Genomic DNA, 8,702 nt, shown 5'->3' with positions numbered 1-8,702 from the left:
CCGGTCCTCAGCGCGAGCGCCCGGGTCCTCAGCGCGAGCGCGTGGCCCGGCGCAGCGCCGACAGCGGATCGGCGTAGCAGACGCTGAGTGAGGTGACGGCCGCGGCATGCTCCTGAACCCGCCCGCCGAATCGGCTGATCCGCAGATCCGCCGGGGCGAGAGTGGTGGCGCGACCGAAGGCCTGCACGACTCGTTCGAGTCCCGGCCGGTAACCGGTGAAGGCCTGTCCACCCAGCACCACCCGATCGGGATTGAACATGTCGCGCACCAGAGCCGCAGTGTTGCCGAGGATTTCGGCCCGCTCGAACAGCATGTCGCGAGCCGGGGCGGAACCCTGTTCGGCGGCACGGTACAGCTCGGCGATCACCGGTTTCCGCGGCGCCTCCCGCTTCGGCACGATGCCGGCGCGGACGGCGCGAGCCAGCACGGCCGCCTCGCCGACCGTGGCCTCCAAGCAGCCCCGCCGGCCGCACGAGCAATCGATGTCGGATCCGGTCGGCAGATGCGCGATCGAACCCGGGCCGTTCGCCGGGGTATAGACGCGATCGTGCAGCGTGACCGCGACACCGACTGTCTCCCGGCCGTAGATGTAGAGGCTGCTGCCGGGCCGGTCCTGGGCGCCGGAACGATCCGGCGCACCGGTGGTGAGCAGCAGTTCGGCCGCGGCCATCGCCTCCACGTGGGCGGCGACCGAAACCGGCAGGTCCAGCACGGTGGCGAAGAGCGGGCCGACCGGCGCCGACTGCCAATCCAGGCGGGGATGATCCACGACGCCGGCGACGGGATCGACCCGTCCGGCCAGCGCCACACCGACCCACAACGGCCGCCGCCGCGGTAATCGGTCCAGGAAGGCCTTGGCGCTGCGCGCGATGATGGTGATGGCCGCCTCCTGCGCGGCCTGCGGGGTGGCGATCTCCAACCCGCCGAGGATGCGGCCGGACAGATCGGCGGCCACGATCCGGGTGAGATTCGCACCGATATGGATGCCCAGCGTGGCGAAGCGGTCGGTATCGACCTCGAACGGCACGCGCGGGCGTCCGACCGCACCGGATGCGGTGAGGTCGGCGCGCTCTCGCAGCAGTCCGGACGAAAGTAGCGCCGACACTTGACGATTCACGGTCGCGATGCTCAAACCAGTTGTCTGAGCGGCGTTGTCGCGGAAGATGGGTCCGCGGGTGGCGGCACGCAGGACAGCGGCCGCCGGGTTGTCGGTGATCCGCAATTCCGGCGGCACCACCGGCCGCGGCACACTGCGTACCGGCCGCGGACGAGAAGGGGAAGACTGTCGTTCGAGGATGGGGCTCGTCATGGGGCGAAGTCCTTGTCGAAAGTCTCGTGAAGAGACGACTACATCGGCAACAAGGCAGCGAGAAGGGCCCGAAAAGGGTCGACAGACGGACGACTGGAGCGGTCTCAGCTGCGCGGCCGGGAACAACACAGTTCCCGCTGCCGCGGCAGCCGCACACCGAGCGCCACGGTCACATAGGTGACCCGTGCGCGGTTCGAACGGCTGGTGGACATGTGTAAAACGGTAACACCCCGATTCCGCGCCGCGCCAGCGAACGGTCACGGCACATATTGCGCTCACACTGATTCGAATGCGGGCCCGCATCGCCGCAGGTGGCGCATTACCTTCGATCGCCCGGATTTCAGCAGGTCCGCCGCTCGGGCGGGCGGCGGATAACCGCACGCCCGGCAGGCGCCGCCGGCGCGGCCGGGCACTCCCGCCCGGGCCCCGCCGTTACGCTCGGAAACCGCAGGTCACAAGCGTGAGGAGGTGGAGATGACAGCCGATCCGGTACCCCTGCGTCAGCAGCACGGGTCCGCTGCCGACCACCCGGCATCCGGGGCGGAGACGACGACGGCCGCCGCCGGCGCCCGCACCATCCGCAAGGCGGATCGGGCCCGGCAGGTGGCCGATGTGCTGCGCCAGCAGATCCACACCGGCCAGTGCTCCGACCCGCTGCCCACCGAATCCGAACTCGCCGCGGAATTCGCCGTCTCCCGCAACGCGGTGCGCGAGGCACTGGCACTGCTGCGCGACGAGGGCCTCATCGGCCGGGTCCCGCGAGTGGGAACCTATGTGGCGCAACGCAAATACGATCACGGACTGGACAGCCTGCGCGGCCTGAAGGAAACGCTGCGCGGGCACGGCGAGGTGCGCAACGAGGTGCGCGCGGCGGTGCGCCTCACGCCACCGCCCGCGGTTGCCAACCGGCTCGGCCTGGAACCCGGCGAATCCGCGGTCTACCTGGAGCGGCTGCGCTACCTGGGTGATCTGCCCCTCAGCCTGGACCACACATATCTGGCCCCGGACATCGGCGAAAAGGTACTCGACTGCGATCTGCGGTCGGAGGACATCTTCGGACTCATCGAACAGATCAGCGGCCAGTCGCTCGGTTCGGCCGATCTGGCGGTGGAGGCCATCACCGCCGACATCCACAGCGCCGCCACCCTGCAGGCTCCCGAGGGCAGCGCACTGCTGCTGCTGGAACGTCTCACCTATCTCGCCGACGGGCGACCGGTGGATCTCGAGTACATACGCATGCGTGGCGATCGGATCACTCTGCGCGACAGCCTGATTCGCACCACGGAAAGCAACGATTGGAGGCTGAGCCGCCATGGCGTCGGTCAATCAGCGGGCTGATGTCCCGGTAACCATCGACGAATCGCTGTGCATCGAGGGGTGCACGCTGTGTGTGGAGATCTGCCCGCTCGATTCGCTGGCGATCAATCCGGACAACGGCAAGGCGTTCATGCACGTCGACGAGTGCTGGTACTGCGGGCCGTGCGCGGCGCGCTGTCCCACCGGCGCCGTCACCGTCAATATGCCGTATCTGCTGCGCTGAATCGCGCAGCGGAATCTTTCAGTGGCCGCCCTCGGCCCGATTTCGAGGAAAAACCATGAAGTACCGTCGTGCCCGCATACTGGCCGCCGCCGCCCTGATCGCCACCCTGGCCGCCGGATGCTCGCTCGAGCAGACCGGATCCGGGGACACCGTCCGGGTGGTCGTCGGCTATCAGTCCAAGACCATCAATACCGTCACCGCCGGAACGCTGCTGCGCGCCAGGGGTTTCCTGGAGAAGCGCCTGAACGACCTGACCGCGAAGGGCGGGCCGAAATATCAGGTCGAATGGCAGGACTACGACACCGGCGCGCCGATCACCGCGCAGATGATCGCGGAGAAGATCGATATCGGTTCGATGGGCGATTACCCCCTGCTGATCAACGGTTCCCGAACCTCCGCCAGTGAGCGTTCGGCCACCGAGTTGGTCTCGATCACCGGTTACCAGCCACGGGGTTCCCTGAATATGGTTGTCACCGCGCCGAATTCGACGGCGACGTCGCTGTCGGATCTGGCGGGCAAGAAGGTGTCCGCGAGCGTCGGCTCCGCCGGTGACGGCACTCTGCGCCAGGCCCTGAGCCGCGCGAACATCGACCCCGCGCACGGTGTGGACGTGCTCAACCAGCAGCCGCAGATCGGCGCGTCCGCATTGGAATCCGGTCAGGTGCAGGCGCTTTCGCAATTCGTGGCTTGGCCCGGCCTGCTCGTTTTCCAGGACAAGGCCAAGCTGCTCTACGATGGCGCCGAGTTGAACGTGCCGACATTCCACGGTGTGGTGGCACGTCGTGATTATTCGAAATCCCATCCCGAGGTGCTCGATGCATTCCTGCAGGCGCAACTTGACGCCACCGATTTCCTGCACGCGAAACCGCTCGAAGCCGCGCAGCTGGTCGCTGACAACTCCGGACTGCCGGCGGAGGTCGTCTACCTCTACAACGGACCCGGGGGAACCTCGTTCGACACGCCCCTGAAGCCGCAGCTCGTCCAGGCGTTCAAGGGGGATGTTCCGTATCTGAAGTCGATCGGCGACTTCGCCGATTTCGATATCGACACATTCGTCGACGATGCCCCGTTGCGGAAGGCCTTCGCCGAACGCGGTGCGAATTACGATGCGGCCGTGGCGAACTTCGCCAATCCCGCGCCGATCACGGGCACCGATCCGAGCACCGGTAAATCGGTCTCCGATGCGGCCCTCGCCGGCGAGATCTGGTTCGACGGCCAGGCTGCCGCACAGCCCGCGGGCAACCCCATCGACCTGCTGCGCGCGGTGAAAGCCGCACGGGCGCAGGGGAAGAAGATCCGCGCCGCCTACGTGCCGGATGCGGAACTCGGCACTCGCTGGTTCGCGGACAAGGCGCAGTGGGTGCGCGAGGGCGATACCTACCTGCCCTTCATCACCCCCGGCGCGGTGCAGCGGTATCAGGCCCGCCACCCCGGTGCGGTCGCGGTGAGTTACGACCAGGCCATCGGTGAGGTGCGGTCGTGAGCGCCACCACCATCCCGGTCGACGCCAGCGCTGCGGACATCACCACGGCACGGGAAACCACTGCGCCCGCGGCGGCCGCCGGACACCACGGCACCGCAGGGTTGTGGGGCTCGCGGCTGGTTCGGGTGGCCTCCATCGTCGTCGCGCTGATCGCCTGGCAAGTGCTGACCGCCAACCATATTCGGCTGTGGGTCCGCTTCGATACGCTGCCGACGGTCACCCAGATCCTGCACCGGCTGCGGGTGCAGGTGCAGACCGACACCTTCTGGCTGGACCTCGGCCAATCATTGATCCGCATTCTCAGCGGCTTCGGGCTGGCCGCGGTGATCGGTGTCGCGACCGGGGTGGCGCCGGGGCGTTCACGCTGGTTCGCCGACATCTTCGGACCGCTGACCGAGTTGGCCCGCCCGATTCCGGCGGTCGCGATCGTGCCGGTGGCCATCCTGCTGTTTCCCACCGACGAGGCCGGCATCGTGTTCATCACCTTCCTCGCCGCCTACTTCCCGATCATGGTAAGCACCCGGCACGCGGTGCGGGCACTGCCGACCATCTGGGAGGAATCGGTGCGCACGCTGGGCGGTAACCGCTGGGACGTCCTGGTGCGGGTGGTGTTGCCGGGCAGCCTGCCGGGCGTGTTCAGCGGGCTGTCGGTCGGGATCGGCGTGGCGTGGATCTGTGTGGTTTCGGCCGAAATGATCTCCGGGCGCCTCGGCGTCGGCTACCGCACCTGGCAGGCATACACGATCGTCGACTATCCCGGTGTGTTCGTCGGCATCATCACCATCGGCGTGCTGGGCTTCGCCACCTCGGCGGCCATCGAATTGCTGGGACGGCGCGCCACCCGCTGGCTGCCACGTGCCGGAGAGGTGACGAAATGAGCTCGACCGCAATGGGCTTGCGACTCGATCAGGTGGACCTTCGCTACGGTGGCGCACCTGTGCTGGACGGGCTGACACTCGATATCCGCGCGGGCGAGATCCTCGTCCTGACCGGACCGTCCGGCTGCGGGAAGTCCACGGTGCTGCGCGCCCTGGCCGGCCTGCTGCCGCCCCGCTCCGGACACGCGCTCGCGGACGGCGACAAGATCACCGGGCCCTCCCGCGATCGGGCGATGGTGTTTCAGGACAATGCGCTGCTGCCCTGGCGCACTGTGCGTTCCAATATCGAACTGGCGTTGAAGCTGCGCGGGGAGCCGCGGGCTACCCGTCGAGCGCAGGCCGAGCGCTGGATCGAGGAGGTCGGGCTCACCGGTTTCGGCGACTATCTGCCCAAGAGCCTGTCGGGCGGTATGCGCCAGCGCGTACAACTCGCGCGCGGGCTGGCCGGGGCGCCGCGCGCGGTACTGATGGACGAGCCGTTCGGTGCTCTGGACACTCCGACGCGAATCACCATGCAACGACTTCTGATTCAAACCTGGCAGACCCATCCCACCACGGTCGTCTTCGTCACCCACGACGTGGACGAGGCGCTGACTATCGGGGACCGGGTCGCGGTGCTCGGCGGCACCGACCGGGCCCTGCATTCGCTGATCGCGGTGCCGAACCCGCGCGGCAAGGACGTCGATCGCAGTGCCGAGCGTGCCGAAATCCTTGCCGCTCTCGATCGTTCGCCGCGGTCGGCCGCTGCCTGAGCCGCCCCGACTATTCACCTCCCTGGAGTGCGCTGATGAAGATTCCCGAGCTGTCCGACACCGTGCGCCTGGACTGCGATGTGCTGGTGATCGGCGGCGGAACCGCCGGCACCATGGCCGCGCTCACCGCCGCGGAGAACGGCGCGAACGTGCTGCTGCTGGAGAAGGCGCACGTGCGTCACTCCGGCGCGCTGGCCATGGGCATGGACGGCGTGAACAACGCCGTCATCCCGGGTAAGGCGGAGCCGGAGAACTACGTCGCCGAGATCACCCGCGCGAACGACGGAATCGTCGACCAGCGCACGGTGTATCAGACCGCGACCCGCGGTTTCGCCATGGTGCAGCGGCTGGAACGCTACGGCGTGAAGTTCGAGAAGGACGCCTACGGCGAGTACGCCGTGCGCCGCGTGCACCGCTCGGGCTCCTATGTGCTGCCGATGCCGGAGGGCAAGGACGTCAAGAAGGCGCTCTACCGCGTCCTGCGGCAACGCAAGATGCGGGAACGGATCCGGATCGAGAACCGGCTCATGCCGGTGCGGGTCCTCACCGACGGCGGTCGCGCGGTCGGTGCGGCCGCGCTCAACACCCGGACCGGGGAGTTCGTGGCGGTCGGCGCGAAGGCGGTGATCCTGGCGACCGGACCGTGCGGCCGGCTCGGGCTGCCGGCGTCGGGTTATCTGTACGGCACCTACGAGAATCCGACCAACGCCGGCGACGGGTACGCGATGGCGTATCACGCCGGCGCGGAGTTGTCGGGTATCGAATGCTTCCAGATCAATCCGCTGATCAAGGACTACAACGGGCCGGCCTGCGCCTATGTCGCGAACCCGTTCGGCGGATATCAGGTGAACGCCGCCGGTGAGCGTTTCGTCGACTCGGACTACTGGTCCGGGCAGATGATGGCGGAGGTGAAGCGGGAGATCGAGTCCGCGCGCGGGCCCATCTATCTGAAGGTCTCGCACCTGCCCGAGGAGACGCTCGACGCGCTCGAGGGCATCCTGCACACCACCGAGCGGCCCACCCGGGGCACCTTCCACGCCAACCGCGGCCACGACTACCGCACCCACGACATCGAGATGCACATCTCCGAAATCGGTTTGTGCAGTGGGCATTCCGCCTCCGGAGTGTGGGTGGACGAACACGCGCGCACCACGGCCCCGGGGTTGTACGCGGCGGGCGATCTCGCGTGCGTACCGCACAACTACATGATCGGCGCGTTCGTCTACGGGGATCTGGCGGGCGAGCACGCGTCGTCGACGCTTACGGAAGTGCCTGCGCCGCAGACTCTTCCGGACGATCAGCTGGCCGCGGCGCACGAGCTGATCTACCGTCCGCTGCGCCATCCCGACGGCCCGCCGCAGCAGCAGGTCGAATACAAGTTGCGTCGTTTCGTCAACGACTACGTCGCACCGCCGAAGACGCAGACCAAACTGTCGCTGGCGGTGGAGACCTTCGAGCGGATGCGGCAGGAGATCGCCGAGATGGGCGCGGACACCCCGCACCAGCTGATGCGGTGCGCCGAGGTCGATTTCATCCGCGACTGCGCCGAGATGGCGGCCCGGTCCTCGCTGACCCGCACCGAATCGCGGTGGGGTCTGTACCACGACCGCGCCGACCTGCCCGAACGCAACGACGAGGAGTGGCGCTACCACCTGAACCTGCGCAAGGGCGCCGACGGCGAGATGGAATTCCTGAAGCGCCCGGTCGCCCCGTATTTCGTGCCGGTGCCGGAATGGGAGGATCTGCCGCGCGCCGAGCTCGAGCCGGTCGCGGTGGCGCAGCCGGAACTGATCGCCGGCCCACCCCGGACCGGAGCATCGGCGACCGGCGCCGCACCCCGTCCCGGAATCACGATCCCCGTCCCCGCCGACGACTCCGCCGCACCCCGGATCGCGCTCCTGCTCGGGCTGGACGGCCCGGCCGTCGCCGAGCTGCGTGACTATCTGGACGACAGCGACCCCCGGGTGCGAGCCACCGCGCTCTCGGTGCTGACCGAGGGCACTCCGGACGGATTCGCCGATGCCCTGATCGCCGCGCTCGGCGACCACGACGCCGGCGTTCGCGCCGCGGCCGTCTCCGGCCTGCGCGAGCTGATCGAAATCCTGCCGCCAGCAGAGCAATTGACCGCACACGCCGAATCGCCCGACCCGCTGGTGCGAGCCGCGGTGGTGGATCTGCTGCGCGCCCAGCGCCGCGGCTCGGCGGACCTGTTCGGCAAGGCCGTGGTGGACAGCGACCACCGCGTGCGCATCGAAGGTGTGCGCGCCCTGGTCTCCCTCGACGACTGGTCGGCCCTCACCGCCGCCGCATTCGACGAGAACCGGGAGGTCCGGGTGGCCGTCGCCCGCGGCCTGGCCGAGGTCGGCGCCGGCGGCGCCGACACGATCCGCGCGCTGGTCGGCGACCGCGATCCCCTGGTCCGCGCCGCCGCCCTCGCCGCCCTGGCGCGACTCGGCGATTCGTCCGATGCGGCGATTCTGACCGCGGCGCTGGAGGATTCGGCATGGCAGGTCCGCGAAGGCGGCGCCCGCGGCTGGGCCGGACTGGGCCCGCACGCCGCGTCCGAGGCGCTGGAATCCGCCCTGACCGACCCTCATCCGGACGTCCGCAAAGCCGCCGTCCTGACCCTCTCGCATTGGCCCGACCACGCGGCCGTCCGAACCGCCCTCCGGGTGGTACTCGCGGATACCGACGCCGACGTCCGCGCCTACGCCCGCCGCACCCTGGAGGCGGCGTGAGG

7 protein-coding genes are annotated in these 8,702 nt (G+C 68.7%); 6 read left to right on the top strand and 1 reads right to left on the bottom strand.

Annotation, left to right across the window (positions count from 1 at the left end; translation table 11 throughout):
- Positions 1-28: 28 nt before the first annotated feature.
- Positions 29-1,309: an ROK family protein gene (locus tag NE2_RS04365; protein ID WP_063024047.1), complete on the bottom strand. Its 1,281-nt coding sequence runs from the start codon at positions 1,307-1,309 to the stop codon at positions 29-31.
- A 474-nt stretch (positions 1,310-1,783) separates the two neighbouring features.
- Here NE2_RS04365 and NE2_RS04360 point away from each other — a divergent pair, with 474 nt between their 5' ends.
- The 6 genes from NE2_RS04360 to NE2_RS04335 are packed head-to-tail and all read left to right on the top strand — an operon-like array spanning position 1,784 to position 8,700.
- Complete coding sequence (locus tag NE2_RS04360; protein WP_084493793.1) at positions 1,784-2,647, top strand: GntR family transcriptional regulator; 864 nt, start codon at positions 1,784-1,786, stop codon at positions 2,645-2,647.
- Positions 2,622-2,849 (top strand): 4Fe-4S dicluster domain-containing protein, encoded by a 228-nt coding sequence (locus tag NE2_RS04355; protein ID WP_030516520.1) that lies wholly within the window; start codon positions 2,622-2,624, stop codon positions 2,847-2,849. Before NE2_RS04360 ends, NE2_RS04355 begins: the two co-directional genes overlap by 26 nt.
- Positions 2,850-2,904: 55 nt before the next feature.
- Entirely contained in the window at positions 2,905-4,332 is a 1,428-nt protein-coding gene (locus NE2_RS04350) for an ABC transporter substrate-binding protein (RefSeq protein ID WP_063024045.1), read from the top strand.
- A complete protein-coding gene (locus NE2_RS04345; RefSeq protein ID WP_063024043.1) occupies positions 4,329-5,210 on the top strand; it encodes an ABC transporter permease in 882 nt (293 codons plus the stop codon). The genes NE2_RS04350 and NE2_RS04345 overlap by 4 nt, the downstream gene beginning before the upstream one ends.
- Entirely contained in the window at positions 5,207-5,962 is a 756-nt protein-coding gene (locus NE2_RS04340; RefSeq protein ID WP_063024036.1) for an ABC transporter ATP-binding protein, read from the top strand. The genes NE2_RS04345 and NE2_RS04340 overlap by 4 nt, the downstream gene beginning before the upstream one ends.
- Before the next feature lie 35 nt (positions 5,963-5,997).
- The gene (locus tag NE2_RS04335) at positions 5,998-8,700 is read left to right on the top strand and encodes a fumarate reductase/succinate dehydrogenase flavoprotein subunit (RefSeq protein ID WP_063024034.1); all 2,703 of its coding nucleotides are present in this window, start codon (positions 5,998-6,000) and stop codon (positions 8,698-8,700) included.
- Positions 8,701-8,702 lie beyond the last annotated feature (2 nt).

Source organism: Nocardia elegans NBRC 108235, from assembly GCF_001612845.1.
GTDB classification, from domain to species: Bacteria; Actinomycetota; Actinomycetes; order Mycobacteriales; family Mycobacteriaceae; genus Nocardia; species Nocardia nova.
Note: the sequence above shows the minus strand (reverse complement) of the source record. Positions and strands in the feature narration are given on the sequence as shown.